Source organism: Prevotella sp. AM42-24 (assembly GCF_003461825.1).
In the GTDB taxonomy this organism is placed as follows: Bacteria; Bacteroidota; Bacteroidia; order Bacteroidales; family Bacteroidaceae; genus Prevotella; species Prevotella hominis.
This window is the reverse complement of sequence record NZ_QTXV01000013.1, coordinates 13,727-30,113: the sequence shown is the minus strand read 5'-3', so window position 1 is coordinate 30,113 and position 16,387 is coordinate 13,727. Positions and strand designations below refer to the sequence as shown.

9 protein-coding genes are annotated in these 16,387 nt (G+C 44.1%); 3 read left to right on the top strand and 6 right to left on the bottom strand.

Annotated features, from left to right (window positions below):
* Positions 1-44: 44 nt before the first annotated feature.
* The gene (locus DW917_RS06170; RefSeq protein ID WP_118117168.1) at positions 45-2,039 is read right to left on the bottom strand and encodes a glycoside hydrolase family 97 protein; all 1,995 of its coding nucleotides are present in this window, start codon (positions 2,037-2,039) and stop codon (positions 45-47) included.
* A gap of 908 nt (positions 2,040-2,947) precedes the next feature.
* Between DW917_RS06170 and hflX the strand changes: the two genes are divergently transcribed.
* The 3 genes from hflX (at position 2,948) to DW917_RS06155 (ending at position 7,879) form a co-directional block, all read left to right on the top strand.
* The gene (hflX, locus tag DW917_RS06165; RefSeq protein ID WP_022110044.1) at positions 2,948-4,195 is read left to right on the top strand and encodes a GTPase HflX; all 1,248 of its coding nucleotides are present in this window, start codon (positions 2,948-2,950) and stop codon (positions 4,193-4,195) included.
* A 51-nt stretch (positions 4,196-4,246) separates the two neighbouring features.
* Positions 4,247-6,103 (top strand): DUF4954 family protein, encoded by a 1,857-nt coding sequence (locus tag DW917_RS06160; protein ID WP_118117167.1) that lies wholly within the window; start codon positions 4,247-4,249, stop codon positions 6,101-6,103.
* 117 nt (positions 6,104-6,220) lie between these two features.
* On the top strand, positions 6,221-7,879 hold the full coding sequence (locus tag DW917_RS06155; protein ID WP_118117166.1) for a fumarate hydratase: 1,659 nt from the start codon (positions 6,221-6,223) through the stop codon (positions 7,877-7,879).
* A 126-nt stretch (positions 7,880-8,005) separates the two neighbouring features.
* Here DW917_RS06155 and DW917_RS06150 read toward each other — a convergent pair whose 3' ends face one another.
* From DW917_RS06150 to DW917_RS06130, 5 genes are all read right to left on the bottom strand, one after another.
* Positions 8,006-10,120: an HD-GYP domain-containing protein gene (locus DW917_RS06150; protein ID WP_147344124.1), complete on the bottom strand. Its 2,115-nt coding sequence runs from the start codon at positions 10,118-10,120 to the stop codon at positions 8,006-8,008.
* 169 nt (positions 10,121-10,289) lie between these two features.
* Positions 10,290-11,180: a carbohydrate kinase gene (locus tag DW917_RS06145; protein ID WP_118117164.1), complete on the bottom strand. Its 891-nt coding sequence runs from the start codon at positions 11,178-11,180 to the stop codon at positions 10,290-10,292.
* A gap of 259 nt (positions 11,181-11,439) precedes the next feature.
* Positions 11,440-12,594, bottom strand: a complete 1,155-nt coding sequence (locus DW917_RS06140) for an MFS transporter (protein WP_118117163.1) — start codon at positions 12,592-12,594, stop codon at positions 11,440-11,442.
* A gap of 162 nt (positions 12,595-12,756) precedes the next feature.
* On the bottom strand, positions 12,757-14,475 hold the full coding sequence (locus DW917_RS06135) for a DUF4980 domain-containing protein (protein ID WP_118117162.1): 1,719 nt from the start codon (positions 14,473-14,475) through the stop codon (positions 12,757-12,759).
* A 173-nt stretch (positions 14,476-14,648) separates the two neighbouring features.
* A complete protein-coding gene (locus DW917_RS06130) occupies positions 14,649-16,385 on the bottom strand; it encodes a RagB/SusD family nutrient uptake outer membrane protein (RefSeq protein WP_118117161.1) in 1,737 nt (578 codons plus the stop codon).
* Positions 16,386-16,387: the final 2 nt, after the last annotated feature.

Sequence of the window (16,387 nt, the reverse complement as noted above, 5' to 3'; positions counted from 1 at the left end):
TTTTATGCTTTAAAGCAAACCATTTGGTTTCATCAAACAGTAAGTTATTCGATGATGATTCCGCCATTAGGCTGGATTACCACCTTAGCCTTACCATCCTTACCTACCTTCAAAGTCTTCTTGACAGAAGTGAAGAACTTCTCGCCCTTTTTCTTAGGCTGGTCGGTGAGATAAGTCACGGTCTTACCTGCAAACATCGGCAAATTCAGGGTCAGAGCAAGTGGTTTATCCGTTGCATTCAGACCACCAACAAACCATCTGCCTGCACTGGCTGCAGCTGTACCTGTATTGGCAGCAGAAGCTTTACGAGCCACTACTGCATACTGGGTAGGATAACCAGCAATAAACTTCACGTCGTCCCAAGCCGTAGGCACAGCCTTCAGCCAATCCAATTCCCACTGAGGCACATCCTGCAGATTGTTAGGATAGAGACAGACACAGTTTACGCTGCTCTGATTGGTAATCGCAGTAGCCATCTCGAAAATATCGCTTGTATAGCGCTGATGACGACTCTTATTATCCTTGGAGAAATACTTGTTCATCATTACACCACCCCAGTCGAAACTACCTACAGCATTACGGGAGAAAGGATGCATTGTCATTTCGAAAGCCTCCTTCTTTGCATGATAATCAGTAAAGTAAACATTCTCTGAAGCCAAGGCAGCCTCACTGGAAACATAGTTAGGATACATACGTTCCCAACCGCGAGGCATGGTGCAACCATGGAAGATAACCTCCAAACCATAGTCATTGGCATCGCTGAGGATATCCTCATAAAGTTTCATCGTCTCCTGCTTGTCGCCACCGAAGAAGTCCACCTTGATGCCCACTACTCCGATTTTCTTCATCCATGCCATCTCCTTCTTGCGGGCGATGGAATTGTTCATAATCTGACGAGGAGTCTGTGGAGCATCATTCTCGAAACCGTTGGAATTGTACCAGAGCATCAGGCTTACCTTCTTGCTCTTGGCATACTTACTCAACTCTTCAATGCGCTTTCTGCCTATCTGCTTGTCCCACCAGGCATCCACCAAAATGGCTTCATAACCCTGAGCAGCAGCCACATCAATCATCTTCACCTGATCATCATAATTGACAGAGTTATCCTGCCAGATCAGCCAGCTCCAAGTATAGCGGGAAGGCTTATAATTCTGAGAAGCCTCATAGAGAGGTTCTACCACATCATAAGGAATGGTAGTTTCCACGATAGGAGCCAGTGATGCACCTACGGTGATGGTACGCCAAGGAGTCTCACCTGGCAAAGGAATGCCAGCAAACTCAGAACCCACACCATTATTCTCACCCTTCTGAGGGAAGGCAACCGTATAACCCTTACCAGGTTCATAATCAGAGAGACGGCTGCCAGGATAAGCGCTGGAAACACCCGTTTCACTCACCAGTACCCATCCATCTTCACCGACCTTGAAAAGACAAGGGAATGTATAGCCCACACCAAACTGAGATTTCACGTTCATCTGGGCATTAGGTGTGTACTCCTCCTCATAAGAAGGTTTGGTACGCTCCCATCCTGTCATCGGCGTAATCTGAGGACAGAGGAAGGTGGTGGTCTTTTCAGGGAAATTAAAACCGCTCACCTCATTATATATAATAACCGACTTCGGATTGTCTTTCTTTGGACGGATTATCTCATACTTATAAGCAACATCATTGTCAGAAACATGAAGACGAAGCGTCATGGAATCCTTCTTTGCATTGAGGAATCCGATAGTAGCCTCATACACATCTTTCTCTACATGAGATTTCTTCGTATGGTCCATAACATAGGTCAGATGCTTAGGTGCGCCCTTCAGAGCTCCCATGGTAAGTCCTTGAGAGAAATCTCCATAATTTGCTACCAGACCGAGAGCCGAAGCTGCCAACATCTGCTTTCCATTCAAATCCACCGTGTAGGAAGCCTTGCCTCCCTCACACTTCACATTCATTACCAACTTGCCATTTGGCGAAGTCACTGTGTAATTGTTGGCTTGCGCACAAACAGCGCCAAGCAACAAAATACTACTTAGAATACTTTTTTGCATTTTGTTATTCTACTATTTAGGTTGATACATTTTCATTTTTAATTATTATTGAATAAGAAACACATGATCTTCATAACGCATTTTCGAATGACTAAGCATCATATATAATATTATGACGACGCATGACATATAACATGTAACTTTCCTCAGCGCCAGCTAATAAAGTGCTATTCCTACATTCGCTTGCAAAGATAAGCATTAAAAAGGAGAACAAGGTGCATTTTTCATTCAAAAAACGTTCATATTTGTCACAAACGGCTATTTTCTACTAATTTCACCACGATTAGAAGCGCATTTTAAACATATTTGTGTAACTACCAGGGCTTAAAACGAAAAAAGCCCCGACATCACGCCGGGACTATTTCAAAGTTTTTTAAATGTTTCAGCAGTTTTGCACTTTATGTAGTTATGATTTTATTTTTGAAAATCAGTTTTGTTTTACGTGTGCAAAATTAATAAAATTATTGATGTAAATCAAAGAAAATCTACTTTTTTATTCAAAAAACCACGCAAACGTTTGCGAATTTTCGGCAGCATTTTGCGGTATTTGTGTGAAATGTGTATCAAATACAAGCTGTGCAATTGCGGTATTTCGATAATTCCAATTCCTTCAAAAGGCTTGGATTCATTCTTTCTGAAGGAACAACTAACGCATCCAGAAGGAGCAACTAACGACTCCATGAAGAAACAACTAACGACATTCTGAAGGAACAACTAACGACTCCATGAAGAAACAACAAATGACAATTACAATAAAAAACTATAAATAATTCCTCTATCTTTATTCAAGTAGATATTTTTTTGTTACCTTTGCACATTATATATAATACGCGTGCGCACGAGGACGATGCTTATATCTTGCGCACGAGAGTGAAACCAAATAAAATATATTCTACAGTAGAACATAAATGAAAGAATTTGTAATTTCAGAAGTCAAGGCAGAAACCGCAGTGCTCGTAGGTCTGGTAACCAAGACACAGGACGAAGCCAAGACAAAAGAATACCTCGACGAGTTGGAATTCCTCGCCGATACTGCTGGTGCGGTCACCGTGAAGAGATTCACGCAGAAGGTGATTTCACCTAACCAGACCACATACGTGGGAAAAGGTAAGTTGGAGGAAATCAAACAATACATCAAGGAAGAGGAAGAAGAAGATAGAGAAATCGGTATGGTCATCTTTGATGATGAACTTTCTGCCAAGCAGATACGCAACATCGAACAAGAGTTGCAAGTGAAGATTCTCGACCGTACCTCACTCATCCTCGACATCTTTGCCATGCGCGCACAGACCGCAGCGGCAAAGACTCAGGTAGAATTGGCACAATATCGCTATATGCTTCCACGACTGCAACGTCTTTGGACTCACCTTGAGCGTCAGGGAGGCGGTTCTGGTTCTGGCGGCGGTAAGGGTTCTGTAGGTTTGCGTGGTCCGGGTGAAACCCAGCTGGAGATGGACCGCCGTATCATCCTCGGCAGAATGAGCCTGCTGAAAGAACGACTGGCAGAAATCGACAAGCAGAAGACAACCCAGAGAAAAAACCGCGGACGTCTCATCCGTGTAGCACTCGTAGGTTACACCAACGTGGGAAAGAGTACCATCATGAACCTCCTCTCCAAGAGTGAAGTCTTCGCAGAAAACAAACTCTTCGCCACACTCGACACTACCGTGCGCAAGGTTGTGGTAGAAAATCTTCCGTTCCTCCTCGCCGACACCGTTGGATTCATCCGCAAGTTGCCTACCGACCTGGTAGATTCCTTCAAGAGTACACTGGATGAGACTCGCGAGGCCGACCTGCTGTTGCACGTAGTAGATATTTCGCACCCTGATTTCGAAGAACAGATACAGGTGGTAGAGAAGACGCTGGAGGAATTGGGATGTTCAGACAAGCCATCAATGATTATCTTCAACAAGATAGACAACTATACCTGGGTAGAGAAAGAGGAAGATGACCTGACACCTATGGAGAAGGAAAACATTCCACTGGAAGACCTGAAGAAGACATGGATGGCGAAACTCCACGATGACTGCCTTTTCATCTCGGCAAAGAACAAAGACAACATCGATGAGTTCCGCGAGGTACTCTATAAGAAAGTAAGAGAGCTCCACGTACAGAAGTATCCATACAATGACTTCCTGTACCAGGATTACGAATAAATAATACCTGGAGTTTTCCCGAAAAGATAACTCCACAAAAACGTATCAACAATGAATGACTACAGACCTCTAACCTCAGAAGAAATCGAGGTGCTCAAGAGTAATGACTGTTGGGCAGAAGACTGGACCTCCGTGAATGTATCGGAGAACTTCAAGCCCAACTTTATGCATCGCGTGATGCTCTATGGTGAAGTAAACATCGGCGGATTCGACAAGAATGTAGAAGTAAGCCAAGGCTTTGTGAAGCATTCCGGCATCAACAATGCCACCCTGAGAAATGTAACCATCGGAGATGATTGCCTCATTGAAAACGTGGGCAATTTCATCAACAACTACACTATCGGTGATGATTGCTACATTTCCAATATTTCAACCATGGAGACCACAGAGGGAGCTACCTATGGCGAAGGAAACCTGGTAAGCGTACTCAATGAGGTGGGCGAAGGAAATGTCATTCTTTTCAGCGACCTGAACAGTCAGTTGGCTGCATTCATGGTGAAGCATTTCTCCGACAAGGAACTGAAGGAGAAGATACGCCTGCTCATCAAGAGCGATATAGACACCAAGATGCCAGAACGCGGACAGATAGGAAACAACGTGAAGATTATCAACACTAAGGAGATAACCAACTGCGTGATCAATGACTTCTGCGAGGTAAACGGTGCTTCCCGACTCAGCGACTGCACCCTGTTGGGCTCCATCCATGGTAATGTGTACATCGGTACTGGCGTAATAGCAGAAAACAGTATCATCGCTGAAGGTTCGAGCGTTATCAACAGTGTGAAGATACAAGACTGCTTCATCGGTGAAACTTGCCAGTTGAGCAATGGTTTCACGGCCTCAGCTTCCGTATTCTTCGCCAACAGCTATATGAGTAATGGCGAGGCATGTGCCGCCTTCTGTGGTCCATTCACAGCCTCTCACCACAAGAGCAGTCTCCTCATCGGAGGTATGTTCTCGTTCTATAATGCAGGTTCGGCCACCAATTTCTCCAACCATGCCTACAAGATGGGACCTATGCACTGGGGAATCCTGGAACGCGGTTCGAAGACAGCCAGCGGCGCTTACCTGCTGATGCCTGCCACGTTAGGAACCTACTCTGTATGTTTCGGCAAACTGATGCACCATCCCGATACCCGCAATCTGCCATTCGCCTATCTGATAGCCGATGGCGACAAGATGTTCCTCATACCAGGCAGAAACATCACAACCGTAGGTCTGTATCGAGACATCAAGAAATGGCCAAAGCGAGATCTCCGTGCTCCAGAAAACCGCAAGAGTATCGTCAATTTCGACTGGCTTTCCCCATTCTCTGTGGGAGAAGTTCTCAAAGGCAAGAAAATCCTCGAAAATCTGCGTGAGGTAACGGGCGATAATGTTTCGCAATACCTCTATCATGAGTACATCATACCAGCCACCTCGCTTCACAAGGGCATCAAGTATTACGACATTGCTCTTCGCATCTACATGGGTGCCGTACTGAAGAGAGTTCTCAAGCGCGACCCGAGCATCACCCCACCAAGCACACAGATTGGTTTGGGCGACTGGGACGACCTGTCGGGGCTCCTCCTTCCTGTATCAGAGGAAGAGAGAATCATCAACGACCTGAAAGATGGAAACATCGAGACCATCCAGGAACTCATCGAGCGATTCGAAAATATCGATGCCAACTACCGCGAGTACCAGTGGACATGGACTTACAAAATGATCTGCGATTACTACGGCATTAGCGAGATTACGCTCGAAGATGCCAACCGCATTCACGAGGACTACATCAAAGCCCGCCGTTCATGGATTGCCGAAATCAAGAAGGATGCAGAGAAAGAATTTGCCATGGGAGATGTGGAAGAAGAAGTATTCCGCAATTTCGTGGATAGTCTTGACCAGGAAATAGATTACGAGAATTAAAGAGACTGATGATGGATTACTCAACGTGTCTGTCAGATAGTTTCAGCTATTAAATTTGAATGTTTCTACAGTAAAAAAGAATATTTCAACAGTTTTAAATTATAACAAAAAAACATTATGGCAAAAGCTCCAGATTTTAAGTACGCTCCAATGTTTCAGCTTGGAGAGGACAAGACAGAGTACCGCCTTATCTCTAAAGAAGGCGTAAGCACAGCAGAGTTTGAGGGTAAGACAATCCTCAAGGTTTCTAAAGAAGCTTTGACTTTGCTGGCACAGCAGGGTTTCCACGACGTAGAGTTCATGCTCCGTCGTGAGCACAATGCTCAGGTAGCTAAGATTTTGACCGACCCAGAGGCTTCTGAGAACGACAAGTACGTAGCTCTCCAGTTCCTCCGCAACGCAGAGACTGCCGTAAAGGGCATTCTCCCATTCTGTCAGGATACAGGTACTGCCATCATCCATGGTGAGAAAGGCCAGCGCGTATGGACTGACTTTGAGGATGAAGAGGCTTTGAGCCTTGGTGTCTATAACACATACACACAAGACAACCTCCGCTATTCACAGAATGCTCCTCTCAATATGTATGATGAGGTGAACACCCGCTGCAACCTCCCTGCCCAGATTGACATCGAGGCAACAGAAGGTGATGAGTACCGTTTCGTGATGGTAGCTAAGGGTGGTGGCTCTGCCAACAAGACTTACTTCTACCCTATGACCAAGGCTACTATCCAGAATGAGGGTACATTGCTCCCATTCCTCGTAGAGAAGATGAAGAGTCTGGGTACTGCAGCATGCCCTCCTTACCACATCGCATTCGTAATCGGTGGTACTTCTGCTGAGAAGAACCTCCTTACCGTGAAGTTGGCTTCTATCAAATACTACGATGAGTTGCCTACTACAGGCGATGAGACAGGTCGTGCTTTCCGTGATATTGACTTGGAAAACAAACTCCTCGAAGAGGCACACAAGATTGGCTTGGGTGCACAGTTCGGCGGTAAGTATCTCGCTCACGATATCCGCGTGATCCGTTTGCCACGTCATGGTGCAAGCTGCCCTATCGGTATGGGTGTAAGCTGCTCTGCCGACCGTAACATCAAGGCTAAGATCAACAAGGACGGTATCTGGTTGGAGAAGATGGATGAGAACCCAACAGAGTTGATTCCTGAAGAGCTTCGCAAGCCAGGCGAGGGTGCAAAGGGTATTGAAATCGACCTCGACAAGGGTATTGATTCAGTTCGCGCTGAGTTGAGCAAGTATCCTGTAAGCACCCGTGTTAACTTGAAGGGTACCATCATCGTGGCTCGCGACATTGCTCATGCTAAGCTCAAGGCTCGTCTGGACGCTGGCGAGGAAATGCCAGAGTACTTCAAGAACCACCCTATTCTCTATGCTGGTCCTGCCAAGACTCCAGAGGGCTATCCATGTGGCTCTATGGGACCTACCACAGCCAACCGTATGGACCCATACGTAGATGAGTTCCAGGATCATGGTGCAAGTTTGGTAATGATTGCCAAGGGTAACCGTGGCGACATCGTAACAGAGGCTTGCAAGAAGCACGGAGGTTTCTACCTTGGTACTATCGGCGGCGTGGCTGCAGTTCTCTCCCAGAGTTCTATCAAGAGCATTGAGTGCGTAGAGTACCCTGAGCTCGGCATGGAGGCTATCTGGAAGATTACCGTAGAGGACTTCCCTGCATTCATCCTCGTAGATGACAAGGGCAATGACTTCTTCAAGCAGTTGAAGCCTTGGACACCTTGCAAGGAGTGTCAGAAGTAAAAACATATAAATCCAATAAATCCCTCTTGACTTTCTCATGATTTAGAGAAATCCAAGAGGGATTTTTATTTTCTGCGATTCAAGACTTTTTCATTTTTAGAGAAACTGTACAGACAATCAGAAAAGTCATATCTGAAAGAAGCGTGAATAGATACGGTAATAAATTTCTATCCATCCATTCTCCACCAGATGATGCAGTTTCTTTGCCAACTTAGGATATGCATCTATCAAAGCAACAAGATCAGGATTATACTTTGTTCCCGCTCCTGCCCTCAACTCCGGCATGACGACCTCGAATGTCTTACTAATACGATAATTCCGCCCCACGCACTCTGTAGCTGCCTGCAAGCAATCACTGAGCGTCACTATATCTATTAGGAAACGAATCGGCGATTTCGTATTATCAAAATCAGCAGGATATCCGCCCTTACCATTATACCATTTATGATGTCCCACCGTCGTATCATGAAAATTCTCCCAACCAGGAACAGCATTCAGAAATATATCTCCCAGACGAGGATGCAATCGGATAATGGAAAATTCATCATCTGTCAATGGCAGATACTCATTGTTGACTACCGACACGATGGCATTCTTTCCAATATCATGAATCATTCCTGCTTCGTATATAAAGGAACGCAGAGTTCTTTTATGTTTCAGCACTTCCGTAGTAGTCTTATATCCGAACACTCCTTGAAGGAGTTCTGGCTTATGTTTCAACACCCCATTCAGCAACACCTTAGCTATTTTAGCCACGTGCATAGAATGGGCATAGGTAGTTACCTGAGTAGAAACATTCAAACCACTCATAAACCGGATCATTTGCTTATAACTGAGATATTTCACCAACCGCCTATGTGTCGATAAACGGAACAACTCACGAACGAAATCCGTATTTCCCTGAAAATCTTTCCGTTTTCCAAAAGCCGTCACCATATCTTGGGACATTTTCCATATCGTCTTTTTCTTCTGCGAAACAGGAACATCGGCTTCATCATTAATAATCAGAAAAATATATAGAGGCCTCAGGTAATCACGGATTATTCTGTCATTCATTGGGGAATCTCTATATTTGAGCCACTTCTCATGATAATGATTTTTGCATCTTAACCACGCTTCCCGAGAAGATATCTGCCTTGCCTTCATCTGCAAAAATACAGTACGGATAAATGACAAATTACTCAACTCTGCTTTTTGGAGATTTCTGTCAATCACCGCCCGTGTCAAAGAATCACGAACATAGCTGTCTATAATAGTAGGAGTATAATAATAAACATTGCACAGAAAAGCCTCATCTTTTACTTGCTGCAATTCCAACAAGTCTCTCTTCTGTTCCGGAACGACGATCTCATCCAAGTCTTCCCTTTTCAGGAAATCATCCAGTCTCCTATAATGTTCCTCGAAATCCTGGATTGTTTCCAACCCAAAGGCAAGCCAGATGGTATTAGACATATACTCCAAGGCACCAGCCAAAGCGAAGTCATAATGGGGATAGCGCTTGGCATCTTCAGACAGAATCGCTTTGCCTGCCTGATAAGCCTTTCTCAGATATTTGACATCTCCTCCCAAGTTCCACATCTGCTCATAACCATAGAGACGCCAGAGATTGAATACGTTCGTATATTTTACGCTATCAGGCAGATAAGCACCACCTTTTTCAAGAATGCGACTCATCCTGACCAACAGAAAAGGATCGTATAGTTTTTTGCGAACATACCTTTGCTCTATGGAATGACAAAAATCAAGATAGATTTCTTCTGGAATGGAATCCCCATGCTTGGTAAGAAATTCCTTGATTCCCCGCATGATTTCCTGATTGGCAGCAAAGATCTGATGATTCTTGATGGCACGACGACGGAAATAATTAACCCATTTATCGTGCTCTTTGATCAGAAAGATACTGTCATTATAATGGTTATATGTCAGGCGGTTTTGGGCAAGAATATCAAAACAAAGTTTAAAGTCTATTGTGTCGAGGTCATCATCCAGTTCTTCAGCAGAATTATCAGCCGATTCTTCAAGAGGAACAGTGGATGGACTTCCGGCCAAGGCATTGGCCTCCAGCATTTCATCTGGAATACTTTGCTTATGAGAAATCAGTTTACCTGGAGTGATTCCTTGCACACTGGTATAGAATGAAGAAACAAACAGGATAAAGAAAAGGAAAAGCAGTTGGAATGAGAGATGACCAGATACTCTCTTGCCACCATCGTTCAATATATTATAAAAAAATGCTCTCAAAACTTATACAATATGATTTTAATGTGGCAAAGATACAATCTTTTTTTAATTAAAACAAATATTGCAAAGAATATTTCAAAAAAAGCCACAATTCATAATAAAATGAATTGCAGCTTTTTTACATTAACTAAATATCAACTATAATCGATGAAACAAAACTAATTTTCTATTATTTTGTATATTCTTCAGGGATGGTTGGCATCGCACCATTCTGAGTACATACATAAGCACTTACCTTAACAGCAAGTTCATGAGCCTCAATAATACTCTTGCCTTTCAGAATGCCGGCACAGAAAGTACCTGTAAAACTATCGCCGGCACCCACGGTATCAGCCACCTCTACCTTTGGAGTTTCCTGGAAGGACTTCACACCAGGAGCAAAGACATAACTGCCATTTACACCGCAGGTCAACACAAGCATATCGAGATTGTACTTGCCGAGAATCAACCAGCACTTGTTCTCAATATCCAAACCTGGATAACCGAAAAGACGACCGATAGTAATCAACTCCTCGTCGTTAATCTTCAATACATTGCAGCGTTTCAAGCTCTCGGTAATCACTTCTGGAGTATAGAAATTCTGACGAAGATTGATGTCGAAAATCTTCAGACAATCGTTTGGAGTATAATCAAGGAACTTATAGATTGTTTTGCGGCTTACCTCGCTGCGCTGAGCTAAGGAACCCCAGCAAACAGCACCTGCATTGGCAGCAATCTCCTTGATGTCATCAGTAAATGGGATATTATCCCAAGCCACACCCTGCTTGATATCGTAAGTAGGAACACCTTCTTTATCGAGCTGCACCTGAACAGTTCCTGTAGGATAATCAACCTCAGGTATCACATATTTCAACTTTTTCTCATCAAGAATGCGAAGAGCTGTATCGCCCAAGACATCCTTACCCACAGCACTCACAGCCACAGAATGCAGGCCATGCTGACCTGCGTGGTAAGCGAAATTGGCAGGAGCGCCACCAAGTTGAGAACCAGAAGGGAGAACATCAAAAAGAATCTCACCCAAACCTACACAATATTTTTTATCTAAATTCTTTGTTTCCATAATTACACCTTATTATATATAGTATAAATTCTATATATGCTAAAAACGATAGTGAATAATAATTATTGTATTTATCTGATTTGTATTTACAATGAATCAGTATTGTATCTCTAACTAAGAAAAGAAGTTTTTCTCCTTAGAAGAAAGTTGTGTTCAACGTCGTTGAATACACGTTCAACGTCTTTGAATGTCGGTTCAACGTCTTTGAACGCACGTTCAACGACGCTGAACGAAACTTTCTATAGGGATGGAAGAACATTTATGCCAGCCTACGGATATAACTGAAGAGATAAACAACTCCCACAGCCATGACAGCCACAGCACCAACCTGACCGAAGGAATCGCTGGCAAAGCCCATGAACAATGGGAAGATGGTACCGCCAAAGAGTCCCATAATCATCAATCCACTCACCTCATTCTTCTTCTCCGGCAAAGCAAGCAGTGCCTGAGAGAAAATCATAGAGAACACATTAGAGTTACCATATCCTACCAAGGCAATGGCAATATAAAGCATTGTCTTATTATCACCAATAAACATAAATACCATACTCAAAGCCATCATTACAACACTGATGATAAAGAAAGTACGGGTCTTCATCATACGAAGGAAAGCTGTACCTGTGAAACAGCCAATGGTACGGAAGATGAAATAAAGTGAAGTGGCGAAAGCTGCATCGTTCAGGCTCCATCCCAGTCGCTCCATCAGAATTTTTGGAGCAGTTGTATTGGTACCCACGTCGATACCCACATGGCACATAATACCGATGAAAGATAACAACACGATAGGTTTGCCGAGCAACTTGAAGCAATCGCTAAAACCTGATGCACTACCACTATCTTTCTCTTCTTCAATAGGAGTACCTGCCAAGAAGAAAGTAGCTGCGATTCCTATAATCATATAGATAGGGAAGAGAATTCGCCAACCTAAGCCGAAGGTTGGAATGCTTGCAACTGCGCCCCACATGGCAATATAAGGTGCCAGGAAGGAAGCGATAGCCTTGACAAACTGACCAAAGGTCAAAGTGGAAGCCAGATTCTGACCAGATGTCACCACTGATACCAGAGGATTCAAGGATGTCTGCATCAAGGCATTTCCTATACCCAACAAAGAGAATGAAACGAGCATCACTCCGAAACTCTCACCGAAGATAGGCAAGAGAAGAGAAATGACGGTAACGAGCAAAGACAGGAGTACAGTCTTCTTTCTACCTATCTTATTCATCAGGATTCCAGTAGGAACCGAAAATATGAGAAACCAAAAGAAAACCAAAGATGGGAACAGATTAGCTGTCGAATCATTGAGATTCAGGTCTTCTTTTACATAGTTGGAGGCTATGCCTACCAGATCTACGAATCCCATGGCGAAGAAACATAGCATCACCGGGATGATTGATAATTTTGAAGATTTATTCATAATTGTTAGCGTTGTGTTTCTTATTTTCTGCTGCAAAGGTAGCGAAAAACGATACTATATATCATAAAATATCGTTCATCGGCTACCATTTATGTTGCATTGTTACATCAGTAACACTCTTAGAAACAATTATCTTATAGATTCAGTTCTTAGCAGATGAGGTTACTTGATGTCGTAAATCTGATACTTACCCTTTCCCTTTACAGTAACCTTGTTGTAAGACTTGCTTGGGAACACGAGATTGGTCATTGCCATCTTGCCGTCAGCATCCAGAGCCTCGATGCTGCTCTTGTCAATGAAGATGCGCAGCTGGCTGATCTTGCCGTAGGTTGGAGCCTTGGTTGTTGCAGCAAAGTCCTTGCTGAAATCCATCTTACCGCTCTTGGTTCTATCCATTGAGAAAGTCTCTGCCTTGGCATCGTAGCTCATCACTACCTTCTCACCCTTGTCGTTGCTCAAAGTGATAGTAGCATTTCCCTTCAGGTTCACTACCATCTCGCAGGATTCTGAGAGTTTCTTGCCAGCCTTCTTGCTTCTTGCCGCTGTCATCTCTGGAGATGGAATCACGCTGCAATAAGTTTCACCCTTATACTCGAAGAGACCTAAGTCGCGAGGAATAGAGTTGCCTGAACGGTACTGCTGGGTAGGAACCTGGTTAGCATACTGCCAGTTGCTCATCCAGGCGATAGCCACACGGCGACCTTCTGGTGCGTTATCAAAAGTAACTGTAGCATAATGATCCTTTCCGTAATCCATCCACTTGGTTACCTCCGGCTTGCTCTCGCAAGTAAACTTGTGTCCGTCGAAATCGCCGATGAAATACTGGGTAGCAGAACCGCCGAATGGACCACCAGGATTGATGTTGCAGATGAGCATCCACTTCTCCTTATCGGTGCCACGAACCTTCAACTTCATCAAGTCTGGGCATTCCCAAACACCACCATGGTTGCCATACTTCTCACCGAAAGAGCTTTCAAGTTTCCAATCCTTCAAATTATCAGAAGTATAGATTTCCATATGCTGACCGGCAGCCAGAATCATATTCCACTTCTTGATGTCCTCGTTCCAGAACATGTGTGGATCACGGAAGTCTGGCACATTGCTGGTGAGAATAGGGTTGCCGGCATACTTGGTAAAGGTCTTGCCGTTATCTGTACTGTAAGCCATGCTCTGGGTCTGGTTTTCAGCAGCAGAAGTATAAAGTGCAACCACAGCATCCTTTCCGAAACCCGAGGTATTGTTCTTGTCAACCACAGCAGAACCACTAAAGATAGTACCTACAACATCAGGCTGGATTGGAGTACCCTGGAACTTCCAGTGAACCAAGTCGGTGGAAGTAGAATGTCCCCAGGTCATATTCTCCCACTGTGATCCATAAGGATTATACTGGAAATAGAGATTCCATACGCCATCCTTATAGAACATACCGTTAGGGTCGTTCATCCAACCGTATGCTGGAGTATGGTGATAATCCGGACGATACTGCTCGCGATTCTTCATATCGAAAGCATCAGAGAACTTCATCTCCTTCCAGCAAGTGAGGGCATTCAGTCCTTCCTTGCTATAATCGCCATTGACATGGATATCGAGAGCCAGGCCTTTCAAGCCGGCAAACTCATCCATATAGAGAGGTACGAAATAATCTACGTGGTCTTTAGCCAACTTCACATTGAGGGCTTTCACCTGCTTGTTGTTGGCAATCACCTTAATATTGGCTATCTCTGCATTTTCCTGCACAGGGAGCAAGAGACACTTCTGGTTCTGACTCTCCTGGCTGATGCGATAGAGACAGTGATTATTACTCAAGAAGGAAGCCTCCTGGGCATAACTGGCGGTGAAACCGCAAAGAGCGACAAGCGCTGAAATAAAAATCTTCTTCATTGTCAAATTATTATTTGAGTCCACTTAAAAAAGACATTTTTGATAATTTCTTCAAATGTAATCATCAGATAATCAAATGGCATTTTGTAGAATAAATAACCAAAAATGACTTTTTTAAGTGGACTCAGTTGTTAAAAAATAATATCTAATTATTTAAAATTGCTGATGAGCCATTACTCGTATCCCTTGTTCTGCTTGTAAAGACCAGGAATGTAATACAGCTGGTTATATGGAACTGGATAGAACTCGTTCTTGCCCGACGTGAACTTGGCATCCTTCAAGTATTGTGCGTATGTTTGCTCTCCATACTGATCTTTCTTCTCAGATTCGAAATACTTGTTCAGTGTCTCAGAAGCAATGCCCCAGCGGCGCAAGTCGAAGAAGCGGCCGTTCTCCATAGCCATTTCAAGACGACGCTCCCAGCGAAGGCACTTTCTTGCCGTCTCCTTATCCTGGAAATAAGACTCCGGATAGAGGGCTATATCACATTGATCCTTAGCATATTCAATATGCTTATCCACAGAATTCTTGGCTCTCTGACGGATATCGTTGATGATGGCACGAGCCTCAGGCAGACGGCCCAACTCTATCAAAGCCTCAGCACGCATCAACATGATGTCGCTATAACGGAGCACATAGTCGTTCATGGCAAACGCCTGCCAAGAGCCATTGTAAGTTTCACCCTTTGAACGCTGTGGTACTTCCTTCAGAGAGGTATAGTAACCGTAAACGTTTGGTGTACGAGAGTTGGCCGTAGTCATCGTGTGTTCTGACTCATATTTATATGGGAAGGTAGGCATTCCTACAGTATGGAACAAACGTGGATCCCATTTCTGACTATTAGGCTCACCGTTTACAGGATAATCACAAGTCTTGTTGTAGTCATCAAACTCAGGAAGTCCGTTCTTGGTCTTGAAGGCATTCACCAGGTTCTGTGAAGGTTTGTGGAAATCCCATCCGCAAGACCAAATACCCCAACAGCCATTCAGCATATTAGACCAGTTGGCACGTCCGAAGGTAGTATGATCCTCGCTATAGTCGGAAGTCTGGACTGCAAAAACTGACTCCTTGTTGTTCTTATAGTCTGGCAGGAAGATGTCGCCGAAGTCTGCCATGTAACCATAGTCTGAATTCTTCACCACATCAGTATAGTCGATAACCTTCTGCATATACTCCTTATTAATATGGTCAACACCATCGGTTGCCTCATAGCCATCACCCCAGGCAATGGTAAGATAACACTTAGCCAGATAACCTGCGGCTGCAATCTTGTTGACACGACCGCCATCCTTCTGCTTAGCAGGAAGTACATCGTATGCAGTCTGGAAGTCGGCTATCACCTTTTGCCACAATTCCTCGTAAGTAAACTGAGTGTTTGATGTGCTCTCTGTTGTTTTATCCTCATAAACCTTCTCGTCTATCCAAGGAATCTGACGATACATGGTAAGTAACTTGAAATAGAAATGAGCACGGAGAAAGCGAACCTCAGCCTCACGCTGCTTGGTGACCTCAGCACCCAGTGTGCGCTCACCATTCTGTTGCAAAGAAACCAAGGCACGGTTGCAACGGGAAACGGCACAATAGAGACGATACCATAACTCATCGAGTTCGCCCTTAGTAGAGGTTAAGGTACTCCAAATCTCCACATCGTGATAACCGGTATCACCGGTACCACCGCCACCCTTCAAGCAATCGTCTGAAGAAAGGTCACCATATGGCCAAAGGTTGAATGGGTAAGAATACCAACAGTCGCCCAACATCGCATAGGCACTGTTTACCATCTTGTCTGGCTCGCTGAAAGCCTTGTCTTCATCAACCACAGCTGTTGGGGTGTAATCCAGGAAATCATCACAACTGGTGAATGTTCCTATCAGTGCTGCTGCAAGCACCATTGTATATAACTTTTTCATCT